General features: G+C 61.5%; 16 protein-coding genes. 4 read left to right on the top strand and 12 right to left on the bottom strand.

Features of this window, described 5'->3' with window-relative positions:
* Positions 1-20: 20 nt before the first annotated feature.
* From ACODSJ_RS04070 to glpK, 10 genes are all read right to left on the bottom strand, one after another.
* Positions 21-350 (bottom strand): GlpM family protein, encoded by a 330-nt coding sequence (locus tag ACODSJ_RS04070; RefSeq protein WP_489100596.1) that lies wholly within the window; start codon positions 348-350, stop codon positions 21-23.
* Between the two features lie 24 nt (positions 351-374).
* Positions 375-1,703 carry a two-component response regulator AauR gene (gene aauR, locus ACODSJ_RS04065; protein WP_489100498.1) on the bottom strand — a complete coding sequence of 443 codons (1,329 nt, stop codon included), beginning with the start codon at positions 1,701-1,703 and terminating at the stop codon, positions 375-377.
* Positions 1,700-3,601 carry a two-component sensor histidine kinase AauS gene (aauS, locus tag ACODSJ_RS04060; protein WP_489100497.1) on the bottom strand — a complete coding sequence of 634 codons (1,902 nt, stop codon included), beginning with the start codon at positions 3,599-3,601 and terminating at the stop codon, positions 1,700-1,702. Before aauS ends, aauR begins: the two co-directional genes overlap by 4 nt.
* 217 nt (positions 3,602-3,818) lie before the next feature.
* Positions 3,819-4,553 (bottom strand): amino acid ABC transporter ATP-binding protein, encoded by a 735-nt coding sequence (locus tag ACODSJ_RS04055; protein WP_053145852.1) that lies wholly within the window; start codon positions 4,551-4,553, stop codon positions 3,819-3,821.
* Complete coding sequence (locus ACODSJ_RS04050; RefSeq protein WP_489100595.1) at positions 4,550-5,221, bottom strand: amino acid ABC transporter permease; 672 nt, start codon at positions 5,219-5,221, stop codon at positions 4,550-4,552. Before ACODSJ_RS04050 ends, ACODSJ_RS04055 begins: the two co-directional genes overlap by 4 nt.
* Positions 5,221-5,967 carry an amino acid ABC transporter permease gene (locus tag ACODSJ_RS04045; RefSeq protein WP_489100496.1) on the bottom strand — a complete coding sequence of 249 codons (747 nt, stop codon included), beginning with the start codon at positions 5,965-5,967 and terminating at the stop codon, positions 5,221-5,223. Before ACODSJ_RS04045 ends, ACODSJ_RS04050 begins: the two co-directional genes overlap by 1 nt.
* 186 nt (positions 5,968-6,153) lie before the next feature.
* Positions 6,154-7,068, bottom strand: coding sequence for a glutamate/aspartate ABC transporter substrate-binding protein (locus ACODSJ_RS04040; RefSeq protein WP_489100495.1), 915 nt, complete (start codon positions 7,066-7,068; stop codon positions 6,154-6,156).
* A gap of 366 nt (positions 7,069-7,434) precedes the next feature.
* Positions 7,435-8,973, bottom strand: a complete 1,539-nt coding sequence (gene glpD, locus ACODSJ_RS04035) for a glycerol-3-phosphate dehydrogenase (protein WP_489100494.1) — start codon at positions 8,971-8,973, stop codon at positions 7,435-7,437.
* A gap of 314 nt (positions 8,974-9,287) precedes the next feature.
* The gene (locus ACODSJ_RS04030; protein ID WP_039591738.1) at positions 9,288-10,043 is read right to left on the bottom strand and encodes a DeoR/GlpR family transcriptional regulator; all 756 of its coding nucleotides are present in this window, start codon (positions 10,041-10,043) and stop codon (positions 9,288-9,290) included.
* A 98-nt stretch (positions 10,044-10,141) separates the two neighbouring features.
* The gene (gene glpK, locus ACODSJ_RS04025; protein WP_489100493.1) at positions 10,142-11,647 is read right to left on the bottom strand and encodes a glycerol kinase GlpK; all 1,506 of its coding nucleotides are present in this window, start codon (positions 11,645-11,647) and stop codon (positions 10,142-10,144) included.
* Positions 11,648-11,983: 336 nt separating this feature from the next.
* Between glpK and ybaK the strand changes: the two genes are divergently transcribed.
* Together ybaK and ACODSJ_RS04015 are read left to right on the top strand one after the other, a co-directional pair.
* On the top strand, positions 11,984-12,454 hold the full coding sequence (ybaK, locus tag ACODSJ_RS04020) for a Cys-tRNA(Pro) deacylase (protein WP_489100492.1): 471 nt from the start codon (positions 11,984-11,986) through the stop codon (positions 12,452-12,454).
* Positions 12,455-12,660: 206 nt separating this feature from the next.
* On the top strand, positions 12,661-13,443 hold the full coding sequence (locus ACODSJ_RS04015) for a PhzF family phenazine biosynthesis protein (protein WP_489100491.1): 783 nt from the start codon (positions 12,661-12,663) through the stop codon (positions 13,441-13,443).
* A gap of 142 nt (positions 13,444-13,585) precedes the next feature.
* On the opposite strand, the gene ACODSJ_RS04010 is transcribed toward ACODSJ_RS04015, so the two are convergent.
* The gene (locus tag ACODSJ_RS04010; protein ID WP_489100490.1) at positions 13,586-14,695 is read right to left on the bottom strand and encodes an ABC transporter ATP-binding protein; all 1,110 of its coding nucleotides are present in this window, start codon (positions 14,693-14,695) and stop codon (positions 13,586-13,588) included.
* The gene (gene argF / locus ACODSJ_RS04005; RefSeq protein ID WP_489100489.1) at positions 14,692-15,612 is read right to left on the bottom strand and encodes an ornithine carbamoyltransferase; all 921 of its coding nucleotides are present in this window, start codon (positions 15,610-15,612) and stop codon (positions 14,692-14,694) included. Before argF ends, ACODSJ_RS04010 begins: the two co-directional genes overlap by 4 nt.
* 408 nt (positions 15,613-16,020) lie before the next feature.
* On the opposite strand from argF, the gene ACODSJ_RS04000 reads away from it, so the two are divergent.
* Entirely contained in the window at positions 16,021-16,308 is a 288-nt protein-coding gene (locus tag ACODSJ_RS04000) for a hypothetical protein (protein WP_489100488.1), read from the top strand.
* A 131-nt stretch (positions 16,309-16,439) separates the two neighbouring features.
* Complete coding sequence (locus ACODSJ_RS03995) at positions 16,440-18,548, top strand: molybdopterin oxidoreductase family protein (RefSeq protein ID WP_489100487.1); 2,109 nt, start codon at positions 16,440-16,442, stop codon at positions 18,546-18,548.
* Positions 18,549-18,637 lie beyond the last annotated feature (89 nt).

Genomic DNA, 18,637 nt, shown 5'->3' with positions numbered 1-18,637 from the left:
GAGTGTGCGTCGCCGCGGGTTCAGCCGTGAACCCGCACCCAGACGCTGACCAGCACCGTCGCCGCCATCAGCCAGGCGACGGCTGCTACGGCGAGCGACGCTTCCAGGCGCAGGCGGTCGACCATCACGTACAGCGTCGCCAAGTAGACGAAGTACGGAATGATCGACCACATGCCAAACACGATGGTGGTCTTCAAGTCCTCCACCGAGCGGCCTTTGCCGACGATGTAATGGGCGATCAGGGCGAAAGTGGGGAACAGCGGCACCAGCCCGGCGATGTAATAGTTCTTGGTCTTGGCCAGCATCGCCAGGATGACCACCACGGCCGCACCGAGTGCCGCCTTGAAAATCAGGTCCACAGGTTGACCGCCTCGTTAATGGCTCAGGCCATATTTTTTGACTTTGTCGAACAACGTGGTCTTGGCCATGCCCAGCTCCTGGCTGGCTTGGGTCAGGTTGCCACCGCTGCGTTGCAGGGCGTCCATCAGCAGGTTGCGCTCGAACGCTTCCACCGCCTCGGCGAAGGCCAGGCCCTGGCTGCCGCTGCTGGCCCCCGGTTTCTTGAAGGCTGGCAGGCCGAGGGCGTAGCGCTCGGCGACGTTGCGCAGTTCGCGCACGTTGCCCGGCCAGTCATGGCTCATCAGGTTCGACAGGGTCTGGTTGTCCAGCGTCGGCACTGTGCGGTCGAAGCGCAGGGATGACTGCTGGAGGAAGTGCTCGAACAATTGCAGGATGTCTTCGCGCCGCTCGCGCAGGGGCGGCAGTTCCAAGGTCACCACGTTGAGTCGGTAATACAAGTCGCTGCGAAACTGTCCGGCGCGGCCCAGTTCGTCCAGGTCGGACTTGGTGGCGGCGATCACCCGGCAATCCACGGCCACGCTCTGGTTCGATCCCAGCCGTTCGAGGGTGCGCTCCTGCAACACTCGCAGCAGTTTGATCTGCAAGGGCAGGGGCATGCTTTCCACTTCGTCGAGAAACAGCGTGCCGCCATCGGCGTGCTCGATCTTGCCGATCCGGCGCTTGCCGGCGCCGGTGAAGGCGTTGGCCTCGTGGCCGAAGATCTCGCTTTCGAACAGGTTCTCCGGCAAGCCGCCGCAGTTGAGCGCGACGAACTGCTTGGTGTGGCGCCGGCTGAAATCGTGCAGGCAGCGCGCGACCAGTTCCTTGCCGGTGCCGGTTTCGCCTTCGATCAGCACGTTGGCCGACGTGTCGGCGACGTTGGCGATCAGCTCGCGCAAATGTTGCATGGCCGGCGAGCGGCCGATGATCCGGCCTTCCAGGGAATCGCGTTCGGCCAATTGCCGACGCAGGGAGGACACCTCACGGGCCAGGCTGCGCTGTTCCAGCGCGCGGCGGGCAACGTCCACCAGGCGTTCGGGGGAGAACGGTTTTTCCATGAAGTCATAGGCGCCTTTCTGCATGGCGCCGACGGCCATGGAGATGTCGCCGTGGCCGGTGATCAGCACCACCGGGAGGCTGCGGTCCCGTGCCTTGAGGCGCGTCAGCAGCTCCAGGCCATCGATGCCCGGCAGGCGAATGTCGCTGATGACGATGCCGGCAAAGTCATCGCCCACTTGCGCCAGGGCTTCTTCGGCGCTGCCCACACCGATGCACGGAATGTCTTCCAGGCTCAGGGCTTGCTGGCAGCCCAGCAGGACATGGGGATCGTCTTCGACGATCAATACGCTCAGGTCGTTGTTCATAGCGGCTCGGCAGGTGAAGGGCTTACCAACGGTAAACTGAGGACGAAGGTGGTGCCACGCTCGACCGGGTATTCGACGCCCAGGTGCCCACCCGCGGCGGCGGCCAGGCTCGCCGAGAGCGTCAGCCCCAGGCCCAGGCCTTGTTCGCCGGGCTTGGTGGTGAAAAAGGGTTCGAACAGATGCTTGCGCGCCTCGGGGTCGATGCCATGGCCGTTGTCCCGTACTCGCAGGCGGTATTTGCCCTCGACGATGTCACCTTCGAGCCATAGCTGTGGCTCGGGTTGCGTGCGCATGGCGTCCAGGGCATTGCCGATCAGGTTGACCAGGATTTGCTCCAGGCGCGTCTGGTCGATTTGCAATTGGGTGTCGTCGAAACAGCTGTGGATCCGGATGTCCAGGTTCTCCAGGCGCCCGCCCAGCAGTTGCAGCGCCGCTTCGACCGCCTTGCCCAGGCTCGCCCGGCCCTGGTCGTCGCCGCGCCGGGCAAAGGCGCGCAGGCTGGCGGTGATCCGGCCCATGCGGTCGATCAGTTCGTTGATGGTCTTGAGGTTGGTGCTGGCGATGTCCAGCTGGCCCCGTTCCAGGAAGCGCACGGTATTGCCGGACAAGGTGCGCAGCGCTGCCAGTGGCTGGTTGAGTTCGTGGGCGATGCTGGTGGACATCTGGCCGATGGCGGCCAGTTTTCCGGCTTGCACCAGCTCGTCCTGGGCGCGGCGCAAGGTCTCTTCGGCCTGCCGTCGTTCACGGATCTGGCCCTTGAGACGTTCGTTGCTGGCCCGCAGGTCCGTGGTGCGTTCGGAAATCCGACGCTCGAGCTGGTTGTTGGCCTCCTGCAAGGCTTCGCGGGCGGCGAGGCGGGTGGCGATGACTTTGCGCCGTTCGTTCCAGGCGATCAGCAGGAACGCTACCAGGGCAAAGGCCACGGCCACCAGGATGCCCTGGTTGATCGCCTGGCGGCGCAGGTCTTCCAGCGGCGTCAGCAGGGTGAAATTCCACGGGGTGTCGCTCAGGGGGCGGGTCTGGGAGAGGTAACTGCTGGCGGGCTTGTCGGCCGCGACTTCAGCGTTGGCCGGGAAGGTCAACAGCTCCATGCCTTCGGCCAGTCGCTCCCGGGCCAGCGGAATCAGCTCGTTCAGCGGGAACCAATAGTATTGCAGGCTGCGGGCCAGGCGTTCCTTGGTCTCGTCGCTCAGTGGGCGCACCGACTTGAGGCGCCGCGCCGGGTCGCTGGACAGGATGATGATGCCGTTCTCGTCGCTGACGAACGCTTCCAGGCGCGCCCGTTGCCAGCGTTCTTCCATGGCTTCGAGGCGCACCTTGACCACGGCGACGCCGATGATCTTGCCCTGTTGCTCCAGGCCGTGGGCGAGGTAGTAGCCGGGTTCGCCATTGGTGCTGCCGATGCCGTAGAAACGCCCCGGCTGGCCGCGCACGGCGTTCTGGAAATAGGCGCGAAAGGACAGGTCTTCACCCAGGTAACTGTCGACGTCGCGCCAGTTGCTGGTGGCCATGACCCGGCCAGTGGTGTCCATCACATAAATGGCCCGGCTGCGGCTGCGGCGGTTCAGGCCTTCGAGGTATTCGTTGACGGTCTTGCGGTGTTCGGGCGTCGGATCGTCAAGCAGTTGCGAGACGCTGGACTCAAGCTCCAGCAGGCTGGGCAGGTAGGTGTACTTGCTGATCTCGCTCTCGACGGCACGGGCGTGCAGCTCGAGCTGGCGTTCGCCGTTCTCGGCGAGGCTGCGAATGCCGTAGTGCTCGCTGATCCAGAAGCCGAGGTAACCCAGGCCGATCATCAGGGCAATGATCAGTGGCGGCAGGAACAGATGGCGGATCAGGCGGGGTTTCACGGCAAGTGATGGCGGCGAGGCGCGATAGAGGGTGGGGTCGCATTTCATCACAGAAGCCTTGGGTCAACCAGTGTGGCCGTGGTCGCCCTTTTGAACACGGTCCCGTGGCGAGGGAGCTTGCTCCCGCTCGGCTGCGAAGCAGTCGTAAAACCAGTCAATGCGGTACTTCCAGGTACACCGCATTCGCTGGTTCTGGGGTCGCTGCGCAACCCAGCGGGAGCAAGCTCCCTCGCCACAAGGGCTCATCTAAAGGAAGCGGTGTTGTTTAGTGCTGCAGGATTTTCTCAAGGAAATGCTGCGCGCGTTCGGAGCGGGCGCTGATGTCGCCGAAGAACTCTTCTTTCTTGCAGTCTTCGATGATCTGGCCCTGGTCCATGAAGATCACCCGGTTCGCCACTTTGCGGGCGAAGCCCATTTCGTGGGTCACGCACATCATGGTCATGCCTTCGTGGGCCAGTTGCACCATCACGTCGAGCACTTCGTTGACCATTTCCGGGTCAAGGGCTGAGGTCGGTTCGTCGAACAGCATCACCACCGGGTCCATCGCCAACGCACGGGCAATTGCCACGCGCTGCTGCTGGCCGCCAGAGAGCTGGCCCGGGTGCTTGTGGGCGTGGGCCGCCAGGCCAACGCGCTCAAGCAGTTGCAGGCCCTTCTTGGTGGCTTCTTCCTTGCTGCGACCCAGCACCTTGATCTGTGCGATGGTCAGGTTTTCGGTGATGGTCAGGTGCGGGAACAGCTCGAAATGCTGGAACACCATGCCCACCCGCGAGCGCAATTTCGGCAGGTTGGTCTTCGGGTCGGCAATGGAGGTGCCGTCGACCACGATGTCGCCTTTCTGGAACGGCTCCAGGGCGTTCACGCACTTGATCAGCGTGGACTTGCCCGAACCCGACGGCCCGCACACCACCACCACTTCACCCTTGCTGACCTCGGTGCTGCAATTGGTCAGTACCTGGAAGTCCCCATACCACTTGTTGATGTTCTTGATAGAGATCATACGGCGAACCTTTTTTGCAGACGCTTGACCAGCTGCGAAGCGGCAAAGCTGATGGTGAAGTACACGAGACCTGCGACGATCAGGAACTCATTGGAGCGGCCGATGATGTCGCCACTGGCCCGCGAAGCATTGAGGAAGTCCACCAGGCCGACGGTGTAGACCAGCGAGGTGTCCTGAAACAGGATGATGCTTTGTTGCAGCAGCAGCGGGGTCATCTTGCGAAACGCCTGGGGCAGGATGATCAGGCGCATGGTCTGGCCATAATTCATGCCCAGTGCCTGTGCGGCGCCCATCTGGCCCTTGGGGATCGCCTGCACGCCGGCCCGGACGATTTCGCAGAAGTACGCCGCTTCGAACATCATGAACGCCACGATGCAGGAGCCGAATGCGCCGATCGGCGTGTCTTCGCCGGTGATCCAGCGCAGCACGAACGGCACCGCCAGGTAGAACCAGGTGATGACCAGCAGCAACGGGATCGAGCGGAAATAGTTGACGTAGGCCCCGGCGAAATTGGACAACAGGCGGTTATGGGACAGGCGCATCAGGGCCAGGATAGTCCCCAGGACGATCCCGCCGACCACGCCGAGGACCATCAGCTTGAGGGTCATGACCATGCCATTCCACAAGCCGGGAATGGCCGGGACGACGCCACTGAAATCGAATTCCATCATTTACCCCCTACGGAGATCAGGCCGGGCACCGCGACTTTCTTCTCGACCATGCGCATGAGCAGCATCAGGCTCATGTTCAGGGTGAAGTAGATCAGCGTCGCCAGGGTGAAGGCTTCGAACAGGTTGGCGGAGAACTCGGCGGTCTGCTTGGTCTGCGCGAGCAGTTCCATCAGGCCGATCAGCGAGGCCACGGACGAGTTCTTGAAGACGTTGAGGAACTCCGAGGTCAGCGGCGGAATGATGATCCGGTAGGCCTGTGGCAGCAGCACGTTCCAGTAGATCTGCGGCAGTTTGAAACCCATGGCGCGGGCGGCGGATTCCTGGCCGCGTGGCAGCGCCTGGATGCCGGTGCGTACCTGTTCGCACACCCGGGCGGCGGTGAACAGGCCCAGGCACACGACGACGCTCAGGTAGGCCGAGGTGGTCGGGTTCAGGTCCTGCTTGTACCACTCCTGCAGGTTTTCCGGCAGCAGGTCGGGCACCAGGAAGTACCAGATGAACAGCTGCACCAGCAGCGGCACATTACGAAAGAGCTCCACGTAGCAAGTGGCGATGCCCGACACCAGCCGGTTCGGCACGGTGCGCATCACGCCCAGGATCGAGCCCAGCAGCAGGGCGATGATCCAGGCCACGACGGCGATGGCGATGGTCCAGCCCAGGCCGGACACGTACCAGTCGAGATAGGTCTCGCTGCCCACGCCGGTGGACTTGAAGAACACGCTCCAGTCCCAGTTGTAATTCATTAGGGTCTCCCCTCAGATCGATCAATGTACAAATGTCTGCAGGGGGAAATCCTTTCCCACCCGATCGTGACGAACGGGTACACACCCACGGCTCGACCTCACCGTTTCGATGTTTCCTTTTTGCCAGCAGGGAGTGACGGCCTCCTGAAAGGACGGGTGTCCTTTCAGGAGAAGACTAGTCAGAAATCAGGACTTCTTGTCGTCAGCCGCTTTGTCGGTCGGGTTGGCGATCAGGGCCTTGAGTTCGTCGCTCATCGGGAAGTTCAGGTTCAGGCCTTTTGGCGGGACGGGTTGCATGAACCATTTCTCGTAGATCTTGTTGATCTCGCCCGAGGTGTAGGTGGCCTTGATGGCGTCATCGACAGCCTTTTTGAACGGCTCGTCGCCCTTGCGCATCATGCAGCCATAGATTTCGTAGGACTGCGGGGTACCGGTCACGGCCCAGTCATCGGCTTTCTTGGCCTTGGCGGCTTCGCCGGCCAGCAGGGCGTCGTCCATCATGAACGCGACGGCACGACCTGATTCCAGCATCTGGAAGGATTCGCCGTGGTCCTTGGCGGAGATCACGTTCATGCCCATCTGCTTGTCGGCGTTCATGGACTTGAGCAGGCGCTCGGAGGTGGTGCCCGCGGTGGTCACGACGTTCTTGCCCTTGAGGTCGTCGAAATCCTTGTATTTGGAGTCTTTCTTGGACAACAACCGAGTACCGATCTCGAAGATACCCACGGAGAAGTCAACCTGCTGCTGACGCTCGACGTTGTTGGTGGTGGAGCCGCACTCCAGGTCTACGGTGCCGTTCTGCACCAGCGGGATACGGGTTTGCGAGGTGACGAGGTTGTACTTGACTTGCAGGTCAGGCATGCCCAGGTCTTTTTTCAGGGCTTCGACGACTTTCAGTTGAATGTCGTGGGAGTAGCCGACCGGTTTGCCGGAGGCGTCTGCGATGTAGGAAAACGGAATGGAAGCGTCGCGATGCCCAAGCGTGATAACGCCGGACTCTTTGATTTTTTTCAGTGTGCCGGTCAGTTCGGCCGCGAAAGCCGGAGTGCTGATCAGAGCGGCCGCCATGGCTGCGCCCAGGAGATGGGGAACGATACGCATCGGTGTTTCCTCGACATTGTTTTTTTTATTCAGCCGGTTCGTCGGCCCTGAGTACTTCGAAATGCCTGTCAGCTCCTGTTGTGTTGGCGCACAGGCATTCGTCTCGAGGGAGTGTAGAGCATGACTCGTGCCAGGCCAGTCGAGTGCGCCTATTTTATTGTTTTGTAAGGTAATTAATGTTTTGTTTCGGGTTTTTCAGGGGCTGTCTTATCCGGTTTGCCGAACTGACTGATGGGTCGTGTTCGGAAAACCGAATGTCTTTGCCACGCATGAGTCTGTGGGAGCGGGGTGGAGAGGTGGATGTCAGGCAGCAAGAAACCCCTGGATCGCAGGACCCAGGGGCTTTTGTCTAGCGGGTTATATCGTTCAGGCCGCTTCGATCTTGCGGCGATTCTGCTCGACCTTGTTCAGGTACTGTTGCAGCTTTTCCTGTTCGGCCGGTGTGGTGAACAGTCCCAGCTTGCTGCGGCGCCACAAGATGTCCTGGGCGTCGATGGCCCATTCGTCACTGCACAGATAATCGACTTCGCGGGTATAGAGACCGGCGCCGATGTGTTCGCCCAAGTCGCCGAGGGTGTGCACGCCTTCGAGCATGCGCCAGGTGCGGCTGCCGTAGGTGGTGGCCCAGCGGCGGGCGATGTCGGTGGGCAGCCAGTCGAACTTGTCGCGGATCGCCGAACACAGCGCCTGCGGGGTGGTCATGTTCTCGCCGCCGGGGAGGGCTTCTATGGCGGTCCAGCTCGGACGCATCCGGGTGAAATACGGGGCCAGTTGCGCCATGGCCGATTCGGCCAGCTTGCGGTAGGTGGTCAGCTTGCCACCGAACACCGACAACAGCGGTGCCTCCTCGCCGTTACCTGACAGCGCCAAGGTGTAGTCACGAGTGACGGCCGACGGGTTGTCGGATTCGTCGTTGCACAACGGACGCACGCCGGAATAGCTGTGCAGGATGTCGTCGCGGCTGATCTGTTTCTTGAAGTGAGCGTTGACCACTTGCAGCAGATAATCGGTTTCGCCTTCGGTGATCGCCACCTTGGCCGGGTCACCGGTGTATTCGCGATCTGTTGTGCCGATTAACGTGAACTGGTTCAGGTATGGAATGGTGAACACGATGCGCTGGTCTTCGTTTTGAAGAATGTGCGCATGTTCGCCTTCGTAGAGTTTCGGCACGATCAGATGGCTGCCCTGGATCAGGCGGATGCCGTAGGGCGAGTCCATCTTCAGGTCATCGCGAATGAACTTGGCGACCCACGGGCCGGCAGCGTTTACCAGCGCCTTGGCGCGGATCGAAAACAAGCTGCCATCGGCGCGTTCCAGATGCAAATGCCACAAGCCTTTGCTGCGACGGGCGTTCACGCAGCGAGTGCGGGTGTGGACATGTGCGCCTTTTTCCCGGGCTGCCATGGCGTTGAGCACCACCAGCCGCGCGTCGTCGACCCAGCAGTCGGAGTATTCGAAGCCTTTGGTGATCTCGCTTTTCAAGACGCTGTCTGCGCCGAACTTCAAGCTTCTGGAGCCGGCGAGCTGTTCGCGCTTGCCCAGGTGATCGTAGAGGAACAGGCCGGCACGGATCATCCAGGCCGGACGCAAGTGCGGGCGGTGAGGCAGGACGAAGCGCATTTGCTTAACAATGTGAGGCGCCTTGGTCAGCAACACTTCGCGCTCGGCCAGCGCCTCGCGCACCAGGCGGAATTCATAATGTTCGAGGTAGCGCAGGCCGCCGTGGATCAGCTTGCTGCTGGCCGACGAAGTATGGCTGGCCAGATCGTCCTTTTCGCAAAGGAACACCGAAAGGCCGCGACCGGCCGCGTCCGCGGCAATCCCCACGCCATTGATACCGCCGCCAATCACGGCAATATCGTAGATTTCGGCGAGCGGGGGCGTTGGCAAGGTGGAAGTGGGCATCGGCTGGCCTCGGGCTCTTTTCGTAACATTTGAATTCGAACATTAATGTTCATTTGCGAAAATACTAGCCCATAAAGACGGCAACAGCCAGCCGACTTCGATTGAAAATACTGATCAAAGAAAGCTGAAAGGAAAATTTTCGAACATTTAGGCGGCGGGAAGTTGGCCTGAGACGCTTTTGTGGCGAGGAGGATGTGTGGGAGCAAAGCTTGCTCGCGAAACAGGCACCTCGTTCTGTAGTAGACGCCGTGTCGCCTTCATCGCGGGCAAGCCTTGCTCCCACAGTAGCCTTGCCCCAGGTATTGAGGATGCCGTCAAACCACTTCCAGCCGAATCTTGTGCTGGCTCAGCAACTGCGCCAAAGCCGGCACTGGTTGCTGGTCGGTCACCAGGCAATCGATCAGGCTGATGGGGCCCAGGCGAACCATGGCGTTACGCCCGAATTTGCTGGAATCCGCTGCCAACAGCACTTGCCGGGCGTTGGCGATGATGGCTTGGGAGACCCGCACTTCCTGGTAGTCGAAATCCAGCAGGCTGCCGTCCTCATCGATGCCGCTGATGCCCACCAGCGCGAAGTCGACCTTGAACTGGTTGATGAAGTCGACGCTGGCCTGGCCTACCACGCCGCCGTCACGCCGCACGTTGCCACCGGCAATCAGGACTTCGAAATCGTCCTTGGCGCTGAGGATCGAGGCCACGTGCAGGTTGTTGGTGATGACCTTGAGATGGTTGTGGTTGAGCAGCGCCCGGGCGATGGATTCGGTGGTGGTGCCGATGTTGATGAACAACGAGGCGTGGTCGGGGATCTGGGCGGCGATGGCCTCGGCGATCCGCTGTTTCTCGTCGCGCATCTGGTCGGCGCGCATGGCGTATGCGGTGTTTTCCACGCTTGAGTCGTAGGCCGCGCCACCGTGGTAGCGGCGCAACAGGTTCGCTTCCGCCAATTGATTGATGTCGCGGCGGATGGTTTGCGGAGTGACGACAAAAAGCTGGGCCATTTCCTCGATGCTGACATAGCCGCGTTCACGGACCAATTCGAGGATTTGCTGTTGACGGGGAGGCAGATTCATACGGCTTCCTTTGGGCTGCCATGCAAAATGTGCCCATGATGCCGCAGGAATCCCCTCCCGGCCAGTTTCAGCCTTTTCTTTATACGACCTGCGTCGGTTTATTCCGCGTCTTCGTGGGGTTCCCAGTCGCGGGTGCGGCTGACCGCTTTCTTCCAGCCGGCGTAGAGCGCTTCCTTGGCTTGTTCGTCCAGTTGCGGTTCGAATTCGCGCTCGATCACCGCTTTGCCGCGCAACTCTTCCAGGCTGCCCCAGAAACCGCACGCCAGGCCCGCCAGGTAGGCGGCACCCAGGGCCGTGGTTTCGCGCATTTTCGGGCGTTCGACCCGAGTTCCGAGAATGTCGGCCTGGAACTGCATCAGGAAGTTGTTCGCCACCGCGCCGCCGTCGACGCGCAAGGCCTTGAGGCGTTCGCCACAATCCTGCTGCATGGCGTCGAGTACGTCGCGGGTCTGGTAGGCAATCGATTCCAGTGTCGCGCGGATGATGTGATCGACCCGCACGCCACGGGTCAGGCCGAACAGCGCGCCACGGGCATAAGGGTCCCAGTACGGCGCGCCGAGGCCGGTGAAGGCGGGCACCAGGTACACGCCGTTGCTGTCCTTGACCTTGTTGGCGAAGTATTCGGTGTCCAGGGCGTCGTTGATGATTTTCAGTTCATCGCGCAGCCACTGCACCGTCGACCCACCATTGAACACCGCCCCTTCCAGGGCGTAGGCCACTTCCCCGCGAGGGCCGCAGGCGATGGTGGTCAGCAGGCCATGATTGGATTTGACGGCTTTCTTTCCGGTGTTCATCAGCAGGAAGCAGCCGGTGCCGTAGGTGTTTTTTGCCTGGCCCGGCTCCACGCACATCTGGCCGAAGAGGGCGGCTTGCTGGTCGCCCGCGATGCCGCCGATGGCGATGCCGCTTTTGGTGCGGCCATAGATTTGCGAGGACGACTTCACTTGCGGCAGCATTTCGCGGGGGATGTCGAGGAGGTCGAGCATCTTCGCGTCCCACTCCAGCGAGTGGATATTGAAGAGCATCGTGCGCGAGGCGTTGGTGTAGTCGGTGACGTGGACCTTGCCGCCGGTGAATTTCCAGATCAGCCAGCTGTCGACGGTGCCGAACAGCAGTTCGCCGTTGCGCGCCCGTTCGCGGCTGCCTTCCACGTTGTCCAGGATCCATTTGAGCTTGGTGCCGGAGAAATACGGGTCGGTGACCAGGCCGGTGGTCTGGCTGATGTAGGGCTCGTGGCCGTCGCGCTTGAGCTGCTGGCAGATCTCGGTGCTGCGCCGGCATTGCCAGACGACGGCGTTATAGATGGGCCGGCCGGTGGTCTTGTCCCAGACCACGGTGGTTTCCCGTTGGTTGGTGATGCCGATGGCGGCGACCTGGTCATGATGCAGGCCCGCCTGGGCCAAGGCTTCCACCATGACCGCGCTCTGGGTGGCGAAGATTTCCATCGGGTCGTGCTCGACCCAGCCGGCCTGCGGATAGTGCTGGGCGAATTCGCGCTGGGCGGTGCCGACCACATTGGCGTCACGGTCGAAGATGATCGCGCGCGAGCTGGTCGTACCCTGGTCGAGGGCAATGATGTAGTTCTTGTTCTGAATGTCGGTCATTTCGATTGCCTTGGGACGAAAATAGGGAAGCAAGCCTTGGCGTCCACCAATAAGGGAAATTTCACCCCAGCCGGCGAATAAAGTCATCCGTTTACGACCGAGGTTCCGGTTCGCTCGGGTTATAGCTGGAATCTGCGTTGCTTCTTTCGGTTTCGAAAAAATATAGACAAGAAACGTTGGTGTCAAAGGTCGAAAGTGAACAGGTGGTCACATTCCAGCTATTCGTGTCGTGAATGAATCCAGCATAGGCGGGAAGTCGGTCCGGCCCGGCAGTCTTTTACCGGGCGATGGCATAGAATCCGTCCCATCCTTTTGGTCTTCTTGTCAGGAGCGGTCATGACACCGGCGTTGGATCTGCTTAAGAAAGTGCGTGCCGAACATCGTATCCACAGTTATGAACACGATCCCAAGGCGCCGTCCTATGGATTGGAGGCGGCGCAAAAGCTCGGATTGGAGCCGGCGCAGGTGTTCAAGACGTTGTTGGCGGCCAGCGAAAAGGGCGAACTGCTGGTGGCAGTCGTGCCCGTTGCCGGGAGCCTCGATTTGAAAGCCCTGGCCCATGCGGCCGGCGTGAAGAAGGTCGAGATGGCCGACCCGGCTGCTGCGCAACGTTCGACCGGTTATCTGCTGGGCGGTATCAGCCCGCTGGGCCAGAAGAAGCGTTTGCGCACCTTCATCGACAGTAGCGCCCTGCCGCTTGCCTCCCTGTTTGTCAGTGCGGGGAGGCGTGGGTTGGAAGTCGAGTTGGCGCCTTCGGTGCTCAAAGAGCAGACCGGCGCGGTGTTTGCCGATATTGGGCGTGCCTGACTTGCATAAATCCTGTGGCCGCTGCGCAGCCAAGCGGGAGCAAGCTCCCTCGCCACAGAAGCTCGCCACAAGAGTGTGAGGCTTGAGCTTTACTGGTTGTCAGGCTTCATCCGGTGTTGGCGGTCGAAAATTCAGCTGATCTGTCACTGGATAGGCGGTGTCGCAACGCTTCATGCTGGCGCATTGAACAATAAGGAGAACATGCCATGCAGCTTGCGTTTCATCAGGTCGATGCGTTCAGCGACCGACCCTTTGGTGGTAATCCGGCGATGGTCTACCGACTTGACGCCTGGCTGGCCGATGAGCTGATGCAGAAGATCGCCGCCGAACACAACCTGGCTGAAACCGCGTTTCTGGTGCGCGAGGGCTTGTATTGGCATATCCGTTGGTTCACCCCCACCACGGAGGTCCCGCTGTGTGGGCATGCCACGCTGGCCAGCGCCCACGTGCTGTTCGAGGTGTACAACGAAAGGGTCGAGCGGCTGGATTTCATCTGCAAATCCGGGTCACTGAGCGTCACTCGCGAAGGCGATCAGCTGTGGTTGGATTTCCCGGCGGTCGTGCCGAGCGAATTGGGCGTGTCCCTGGCGGTCCAGAACGCCCTGGGTGTCGAGGCGGTGGATGTGCTCAGCTCCAATGAGCTGTTGGTGGTGCTCGAATCGGAGCAAGCGGTGCTCGACTGCAAGCCGGACATGGCGGCCCTGGCAAAACTGCCGTGGCCGGGCGCAATCGTCACGGCGCCGGGCAGCAAGCAGGATTTTGTCTCGCGTTATTTCGCCCCGGCCATTGGCATCAACGAGGACCCGGTCACTGGCTCGACCCATTGCAGTCTCATTCCTTACTGGGCCAAGCGCCTGGGCAAGCACAGCCTGACGGCTTATCAATGCTCGACCAGGGGCGGAGCGTTGTTCTGTCGGCTGGAGGGGGAGCGCGTGAAGATTGGCGGGCATGCGACGCTGGTGGCGAGCGGGGCATTAATGCTGGGGTGAAGGGATAGAACCTTCAGCCAATGAGGTCCTTTGTGGGAGCGAGCCTGCTCGCGATAGCGGTGGGTCAGTCGACATGATGCAAGCTGATCCGACGCCATCGCGAGCAGGCTCGCTCCCACAGGGTTTTGCTTGTATTCAGCTGTCAACTCGCCGTGCTATGCCGCCGCACGCCGCTCTCCACCGACGGGAGATGGGCGGCCATGCTGCCCGACGCCTGGAACAGCACCAGGTGTTCCGCCACCACGCGGATGCCGACGCGGGCACCGACCTGGTGGTCGGCGTGGCTGGGGAAGATCGATTCCAGTTGTGCGCCGGTGGGCAATTGCAGGCGATACAAGGTTGAAGCACCGAGGAACGTCTTGCCGATGATGTTCGCGGTCAGCGGACTGTCTGGGGCATAGACGATATCGTCCGGTCGCAGCAACACGTCCACCGCGCCGCCAACCGGCCAGGTATAGGCCCGGTTGCCGCGCAAGGTCCCCAGCTCGGTCTGTACCGATTCGGGGCTCTGGAGACTGCCGCGAATGAAATAGCCCTGGCCAATGAAGCTGGCAACGAAGGGCGTCAGCGGCTCGTGGTACAGGTTGTAGGGCGTGTCCCACTGTTCCAGCCGTCCTTCCTTGAAGACCCCGACATGGTCGCTCACGGCGAAGGCTTCTTCCTGGTCATGGGTGACCAGGATCGCGCTGGTGCCACGCGCCTTGAGAATGTCCCGCACCTCATGGCTGAGCTTGCGGCGAAGCTCGCCGTCGAGATTGGAAAACGGCTCGTCGAGCAGCAGCAACTGTGGCTCCGGCGCCAGCGCCCGGGCCAGGGCCACGCGCTGTTGCTGGCCGCCAGACAACTCATGGGGGAAGCGCTTGCCCAGGTTTTTCAGGTTGACCAGTTCCAGCAGCTCCTCGACGACGCGCTCCAGTTGCGGATGCTTGCGAATGCCGAAGGCGATGTTCTCGGCCACGCTCAGGTGAGGGAACAACGCGTAGTCTTGGAACACCATGCCGATGCGACGCTTTTCCGGGGCAAGGGTGAACCCGGCGCGGGAGATGGTTTGCCCAGCCAGCTGGATCTCACCCTCGTGCACCGGCTCGAAACCGGCGATGGCGCGCAACGTGGTGGTCTTGCCGCACCCTGAGGAGCCGAGCAGGCAACCGATGTCGCCCGCGTTGAGGTGCAGGTTGAGGTTCTGCACAACCCGTTGGCCCTCGTAACCGCAGGCCAGGTTGTGCAAATTCAACAGCAGGGAATGGCTCATGCGTGGTGGTACGCCGGCTCGACCAGAAACTCGAGCAGGGCCTTCTGCGCGTGAAGGCGGTTTTCCGCCTGGTCCCAGGCCACCGAGCGCGGGTCATCCAGCAGGTCGACGCTGATTTCCTCGCCGCGGTGGGCGGGCAGGCAGTGCATGAACAGGACCTCGCTGTCCGCCAGGTCGAGCAGGGCTCGGTTGACCTGGAACGGTGCGAACAATTCGAGGCGCTTGGCGGTTTCTTCTTCCTGGCCCATGGAGGTCCAGACGTCGGTGCTCACCAGATGCGCCCCGGCCACGGCCTGCTTCGGATCGCGAACGATAGTCACCCGGTTCCCGGCCTTGGCGACCAGTGCGGCATTGGGGTCGTAGCCCTCAGGGCAGGCGATGCGCAGTTGGAAGTCGAACTGCATCGCCGCTTCTATATAGCTGTTGCACATGTTGTTGCCGTCGCCGATCCAGGTCACGGTCTTGCCCTGGATCGAACCCCTGTGCTCAAGGAACGTCTGCAGGTCGGCCAGCAACTGGCAGGGGTGGAAATCATCGGACAGGCCGTTGATCACCGGCACACGGGAATGGGCTGCGAACTCGGTCAGGGTGCTGTGGGCAAAGGTACGGATCATCACGGCGTCGAGCATGCTCGACATCACGATGGCGCTGTCGCTGATCGGTTCGCCACGGCCCAGTTGGGTGTCGCGGGGCGACAGGAAGATCGCCTGGCCGCCGAGCTGGATCATGCCGGCTTCGAAAGAGATGCGCGTGCGGGTCGATGACTTCTCGAAGATCATCCCCAGCACACGGTTTTTCAAGGGCTCGAACAGTACGCCGCGCTTACGCAGGTCTTTGAGCTCCACGCCTCGACGGATCACGCCGAGCAACTCGTCGGGCGTGAAATCCATCAGGGAGAGAAAGTGCCTTGCGCTCATGATTGACTACCTTTTTTTTATAACTAACCGCAGATGCTCAAAGCCATGTTCAACCAGAAACGGGCGAGACCTGCGGCAAAAGCCGCACGGGGCGACGAAATAGGGGGAAGGCGCGATCTTATAAGGAAATGTCGCGTCTTACCAATAGGGCTACGGTTTTTGGGGATTTCAGCGAGGCCATCCCAGGACTGCGATGACGTGTATGAAGCCGGATTCCTGACAGCAGCGACCCATTTGTACACTGGCGTTACGCCGCTTGGCAATCAAGCGGGGCGCGCGGGACGGGGGCAATGGCCGTGTTTTGACCTGTTTGTGTCGATGGCACGGGCCTGTTGCCGGGCGTGAAACGTTTCCTAATGCAAGGGGCTGGGTTATAAATGAACCCCGCGCGCCCCCAGGAGCCCCGAAATGGATTCGAAAGAGCAACAACTGATGGAACTGCTAGGGCTGACGGCACGCTCACTGACTCACCTGACGGCTTCGGTGACGTCCATGTCGTTCGAACTGCTGCGCAGCGACGATGAGGTGATCAAGGCTGCCGGTCGCCGGATGATCGATCGCATGGCCACGATCAGCGGCGGGCTCGACGAGCATTGGCGCTTGATTGGCGAACTGACCGGCGTGCCCATCGCCCAGGAGCAGGTGGAGACCATCGAGGAAATCCAGTTGGCGGCGCCGCCTCCCGAGCCGTCCTGATTTCCCTGCATCGGTGGCCCTGATGCCCGCCAATTCACAGGACGAACGTCGCTGGCGCTGTCGGGTATCGCGCGCCATAGTTTTGTTCCCGCGGCCGAAAGTGCCCGCCACGAATAAAACAGAGACTGGCCATGACCAAGACTCTCCACCACCGTGCGTGCCATCTGTGTGAAGCCATTTGTGGCTTGACCCTCGAAACCACCGAAACCGAAGACCAGGGCCTGGCGATCACCTCGATCAAGGGCGATGCGCTGGATAGCTTCAGCCGCGGGCATATCTGCCCCAAGGCGGTGGCCCTGCAGGATATCCAGAACGATCCGGACCGCCTGCGCCAGCCCATGCAGCGCATCGGCCAGCAATGGCAGCCGATCGCCTGGGACGACGCCTTCAAGTGGGTGGCCGAACGCCTGGCCGCTATCCAGGCGCGACACGGCCAGAATGCGGTGGCGGTCTATCAGGGCAATCCCAGCGTGCATAACTATGGGTTGATGACCCACAGTAACTATTTCCTTGGCCTGTTGAAGACCCGCAGCCGTTTCTCGGCGACTTCGGTGGACCAACTGCCCCATCACCTGACCAGCCACCTGATGTACGGCCATGGCCTGTTGCTGCCGATCCCCGACATCGATCACACCGACTTCATGCTGATCCTGGGCGGCAACCCGCTGGCGTCCAACGGCAGCATCATGACCGTTCCGGACGTGGAAAAACGCCTCAAGGCGATCCAGGCCCGTGGCGGCAAAGTGGTGGTGGTCGATCCGCGTCGCAGCGAAACAGCCGCCATCGCCAGCCAGCATCTCTTTGTGCGTCCTGGCGGCGATGCGGCATTGCTGTTCGGCTTGCTCAACACCCTGTTCGGCGAGGGACTGACCTGCGACAGCCACTTGCCGGTAGACGGTCTGGAGGACGTGCGCATGGCCGTTGCGGCGTTTACGGCTGAAGCGATGAGCCCGCTCTGTGCCGTGCCGGCGCCACAGATCCGGCAGTTGGCCCGGGACTTTGCCGCCGCGCCATCAGCGGTCTGCTATGGGCGCATGGGGGTGTCGACCCAGGCGTTCGGCACCCTCTGCCATTGGCTGATCCAGATCATCAACCTGGTCACCGGCAACCTTGACCGAGTGGGCGGGGCCCTGTGCACCGAGCCGGCGGTGGATCTGGTCGCAACGTCTTCGGGAGGGCACTTCAACCGCTGGCAGAGCCGGGTATCCGGGCGTCCGGAATACGCGGGAGAGCTGCCGGTCTCGACCCTGGCCGAGGAAATGCTCACCGAAGGAGAAGGGCAGGTCCGTGCGCTGGTCACCGTGGCCGGCAACCCGGTGCTTTCCACGCCCAACGGGCGACAATTGGAGCAGGCGCTGGATGGGCTGGAGTTCATGGTCAGCATCGATTTGTACATCAACGAAACCACGCGCTATGCCGATCTGATCCTGCCGTCTACGTCGGCGCTGGAAAACGATCACTATGACACCACGTTCAACCTGTTCGCCGTGCGCAACGTGACTCGTTTCAACCGGGCGATCCTGCCCAAGCCCGAAGGGGCGTTGCATGACTGGGAAATTTTCGTTGGCCTGGCCAAGGCCTTCGCCGCCCGGACCGGCAAGGAACTCAAGCCGACCCTGCCGCCGGCGCAGATGATCGATCTTGGCCTGCGCAGCGGAGCCTATGGTGATGCTTCGCCGCACAAGCTGTCCTTGGCGACCCTGTTCGACCATCCCCATGGCATCGACCTGGGGGCGCTCAAGCCCAACCTCGGCCCGCGCCTGAAGACCGAGAACCAGCGCATCCAGGCCGCGCCTGCGGTGATTCTCGCCGACCTCAAGCGCTTCGCCGCGTTGCGGGCGCCTGAACCTGGGGAGTTGCTGATGATTGGTCGGCGCCATGTACGCAGCAACAATTCCTGGATGCATAATTTTCATCGGTTGGTGAAGGGCAAGCCGCGTCATCAACTGTTGATGCACCCGGATGACCTGGCCAGCCGTGGCCTGGCCGACGGGCAGCGGGTGAAAGTCAGTTCACGGGTAGGGATGATCGAGGTCGAGGTCCAGGCTTGCCTGGACATGATGCAAGGCGTGGTCAGCCTGCCCCACGGTTGGGGCCATGCCCGGCCGGGCGTGCGGATGAGCATCGCCAGCGGCCAGCCGGGCTCCAGTGCCAACGACCTGACCGATGAAGGGCTGCTCGATGAATTGTCCGGCAACGCGGCGCTTAACGGTGTGGCGGTGAAGGTGGCGGCTGCGTGATTTTGTCTCGTCGCTAGACCGAGCAGCGTGCTCGGCTTTCCGTTACAATGCGCCACCGTGTCGACAACTTAAGTCGCAGAAGTTTAAGC

The organism is Pseudomonas sp. FG6, from assembly GCF_057809015.1.
The sequence above is the reverse complement of the archived record's forward strand: the minus strand, read 5'-3'. Positions and strand labels throughout refer to the sequence as shown.

Bases quoted from the DNA above. Each gene is read 5' to 3' on its own strand.
- aauR (WP_489100498.1), bottom strand. From the start codon at position 1,703: ATGAACAACGACCTGAGCGTATTGATCGTCGAAGACGATCCCCATGTC.
- aauS (WP_489100497.1), bottom strand. From the start codon at position 3,601: ATGAAATGCGACCCCACCCTCTATCGCGCCTCGCCGCCATCACTTGCC.
- ACODSJ_RS04055 (WP_053145852.1), bottom strand. From the start codon at position 4,553: ATGATCTCTATCAAGAACATCAACAAGTGGTATGGGGACTTCCAGGTA.
- ACODSJ_RS04050 (WP_489100595.1), bottom strand. From the start codon at position 5,221: ATGGAATTCGATTTCAGTGGCGTCGTCCCGGCCATTCCCGGCTTGTGG.
- ACODSJ_RS04045 (WP_489100496.1), bottom strand. From the start codon at position 5,967: ATGAATTACAACTGGGACTGGAGCGTGTTCTTCAAGTCCACCGGCGTG.
- ACODSJ_RS04040 (WP_489100495.1), bottom strand. From the start codon at position 7,068: ATGCGTATCGTTCCCCATCTCCTGGGCGCAGCCATGGCGGCCGCTCTG.
- glpD (WP_489100494.1), bottom strand. From the start codon at position 8,973: ATGCCCACTTCCACCTTGCCAACGCCCCCGCTCGCCGAAATCTACGAT.
- ACODSJ_RS04030 (WP_039591738.1), bottom strand. From the start codon at position 10,043: ATGAATCTGCCTCCCCGTCAACAGCAAATCCTCGAATTGGTCCGTGAA.
- glpK (WP_489100493.1), bottom strand. From the start codon at position 11,647: ATGACCGACATTCAGAACAAGAACTACATCATTGCCCTCGACCAGGGT.
- ybaK (WP_489100492.1), top strand. From the start codon at position 11,984: ATGACACCGGCGTTGGATCTGCTTAAGAAAGTGCGTGCCGAACATCGT.
- ACODSJ_RS04015 (WP_489100491.1), top strand. From the start codon at position 12,661: ATGCAGCTTGCGTTTCATCAGGTCGATGCGTTCAGCGACCGACCCTTT.
- ACODSJ_RS04010 (WP_489100490.1), bottom strand. From the start codon at position 14,695: ATGAGCCATTCCCTGCTGTTGAATTTGCACAACCTGGCCTGCGGTTAC.
- argF (WP_489100489.1), bottom strand. From the start codon at position 15,612: ATGAGCGCAAGGCACTTTCTCTCCCTGATGGATTTCACGCCCGACGAG.
- ACODSJ_RS04000 (WP_489100488.1), top strand. From the start codon at position 16,021: ATGGATTCGAAAGAGCAACAACTGATGGAACTGCTAGGGCTGACGGCA.
- ACODSJ_RS03995 (WP_489100487.1), top strand. From the start codon at position 16,440: ATGACCAAGACTCTCCACCACCGTGCGTGCCATCTGTGTGAAGCCATT.